The sequence below is a fragment of the Pseudomonas sp. NPDC087803 genome, assembly GCF_044742995.1.
Classification (GTDB): Bacteria; Pseudomonadota; Gammaproteobacteria; order Pseudomonadales; family Pseudomonadaceae; genus Aquipseudomonas.
Genome location: NZ_JBIUVO010000143.1, coordinates 1 through 1,977, shown reverse-complemented (window position 1 = coordinate 1,977; position 1,977 = coordinate 1). Strand labels below are relative to the sequence as shown.

General features: G+C 62.2%; 2 protein-coding genes. Both read left to right on the top strand.

Annotation, left to right across the window (positions count from 1 at the left end; all coding sequences use genetic code 11):
• Positions 1-52: 52 nt before the first annotated feature.
• Positions 53-550, top strand: coding sequence for an NADH-quinone oxidoreductase subunit NuoE (gene nuoE, locus ACIOUG_RS27005; RefSeq protein ID WP_003223804.1), 498 nt, complete (start codon positions 53-55; stop codon positions 548-550).
• Positions 547-1,902: an NADH-quinone oxidoreductase subunit NuoF gene (nuoF, locus tag ACIOUG_RS27000; protein WP_041073222.1), complete on the top strand. Its 1,356-nt coding sequence runs from the start codon at positions 547-549 to the stop codon at positions 1,900-1,902. The genes nuoE and nuoF overlap by 4 nt, the downstream gene beginning before the upstream one ends.
• The last annotated feature ends 75 nt before the right edge of the window (positions 1,903-1,977 follow it).

The window sequence follows — 1,977 nt, the reverse complement described above, 5'->3', positions numbered from 1 at the left end:
TTGCGTACCTGGGTATTTTCGACTTCGTTATGGCCGACGTGGACCGCTAAGAATGAACAGCACGCTTATCCAGACAGACCGTTTCACCTTGAGTGAAACCGAGCGCTCGGCCATCGAGCACGAGCTGCATCACTACGAAGACCCGCGCGCGGCGTCGATCGAAGCCCTGAAGATTGTTCAGAAAGAACGCGGCTGGGTGCCGGATGGCGCCTTGTACGCGATCGGCGAGATCCTCGGCATTCCGGCCAGCGACGTTGAAGGCGTGGCGACGTTCTACAGCCAGATCTTCCGTCAGCCGGTCGGCCGTCACATCATTCGCGTCTGCGACAGCATGGTCTGCTACATCGGCGGCCACGAGTCGGTGGTCAGCGAAATCCAGAACAATCTGGGCATCGGCCTGGGTCAGACCACCGCCGACGGTCGTTTCACCCTGCTGCCTGTCTGCTGCCTCGGCAACTGCGACAAGGCACCGGCGCTGATGATCGACGACGACACCTTTGGCGACGTGCAGCCTGCCGGCGTGGCCAAACTGCTCGAGGGCTACGTATGACCCTGACATCTTTCGGTCCTGCCAACCGCATCAAGCGTTCGGCCGAGACTCACCCGCTGACCTGGCGTCTGCGTGACGACGGCGAAGCCGTGTGGCTCGACGAATACCAGGCCAAGAACGGTTACGCCGCTGCGCGCAAAGCCTTCGCCGACATGGCTCAGGACGACATCGTCCAGACCGTGAAAGACGCCGGCCTCAAAGGTCGCGGCGGTGCAGGCTTCCCCACTGGCGTGAAGTGGGGCCTGATGCCCAAGGACGAGTCCATCAACATCCGCTATCTGCTGTGCAACGCGGATGAAATGGAACCGAACACCTGGAAAGACCGCATGCTGATGGAGCAACTGCCCCATCTGCTGATCGAAGGCATGCTGATCAGTGCCCGCGCACTGAAAACCTACCGTGGCTACATCTTCCTGCGTGGCGAGTACACCACCGCCGCCAAGCACCTCAACCGTGCCGTGGAAGAAGCCAAGGCTGCAGGCCTGCTGGGCAAGAACATTCTGGGCAGCGGTTTCGATTTCGAGCTGTTCGTCCACACCGGCGCCGGGCGTTACATCTGCGGTGAAGAAACCGCACTGATCAACTCCCTCGAAGGCCGCCGCGCCAACCCGCGCTCCAAGCCGCCCTTCCCTGCCGCTGTCGGCGTGTGGGGCAAGCCGACCTGCGTGAACAACGTCGAAACCCTGTGCAACGTGCCAGCGATCATTGCCGACGGCGTTGACTGGTACAAATCGTTGGCTCGCGAAGGCAGCGAAGACATGGGCACCAAGCTCATGGGCTTCTCCGGCAAGGTCAAGAATCCGGGCCTGTGGGAGCTGCCATTCGGCGTCACCGGTCGCGAGCTGTTCGAAGACTACGCCGGCGGCATGCGCGACGGTTACAAGCTCAAGGCTTGGCAGCCAGGTGGCGCCGGTACCGGTTTCCTGTTGCCGGAACACCTCGACGCACAAATGTACGCCGGCGGCATCGCCAAAGTGGGTACCCGGATGGGTACCGGCCTGGCGATGGCGGTGGACGACAGCGTCAACATGGTCTCCCTGCTGCGCAACATGGAGCAGTTTTTCGCCCGCGAGTCCTGCGGCTTCTGCACCCCGTGCCGTGATGGTCTGCCATGGAGCGTCAAGCTCTTGATGGCCATCGAAGAAGGCCGTGGTCAGCCAGGCGACATCGAGACCCTGCTGGGTCTGGTCGGCTTCCTCGGCCCAGGCAAGACCTTCTGTGCTCACGCACCGGGTGCCGTGGAGCCGTTGGGCAGTGCCATCAAATACTTCCGTCCTGAGTTCGAAGCCGGTATCGCGCCTGCAAGCGCCGCCGTCCCGCCTCTGGCAAGGCCGATCGTAATCGGCGCGTAAACGCTTAAAAAGGCGAAGGGTCCGTGCCCTTCGCCTTTCGTCCGATGACGCCTTCGGGGCTGACTGGATTCGGAC

What these genes read in the sequence shown, in the direction of transcription:
- nuoF (WP_041073222.1), top strand. Translation starts at nt 547, where the DNA reads ATGACCCTGACATCTTTCGGTCCTGCCAACCGCATCAAGCGTTCGGCC.
- nuoE (WP_003223804.1), top strand. Translation starts at nt 53, where the DNA reads ATGAACAGCACGCTTATCCAGACAGACCGTTTCACCTTGAGTGAAACC.